The 323-nt window shown below is 53.3% G+C and carries 1 protein-coding gene; it reads left to right on the top strand.

The features are described from left to right. The coding region (locus KP803_RS21815) for a hypothetical protein (protein ID WP_248010956.1) at nucleotides 1–323 on the top strand (323 nt) is incomplete at both ends.

Below are 323 nucleotides of genomic sequence, written 5' to 3'. Positions count from 1 at the left end.
AGCAGTGTGACGCAATCAGGTGTCATTACCCTCTACAGTCACTACGACGGTCGCCAAGAGCAGAGCCAGTGGCAAGCGGGTGAGCAAGGTGCAATCCCGTTTCGTTCACTGACCCTACTGCCAGATGACGCCATGCCCTATGGACAAGTGCTGCATCAGTCAATTTATGACACCGACTCCACTTTGGCGCACGCCAGTGGCAGTAAAGGGGCCGATAAGAGTAACCTGTATGTGCATCACAACAACCTAGGCAGTGCCATTCATGTGTTTGATAGCACAGGGCGTGAAGCAATGCGTCTGGGTTACAGCCCATTTGGTCAGGT

Origin of the sequence: Vibrio amylolyticus, assembly GCF_023145695.1 — a bacterium.
Lineage (GTDB): Bacteria > Pseudomonadota > Gammaproteobacteria > Enterobacterales > Vibrionaceae > Vibrio > Vibrio amylolyticus.
Note: the sequence above shows the minus strand (reverse complement) of the source record. Positions and strands in the feature narration are given on the sequence as shown.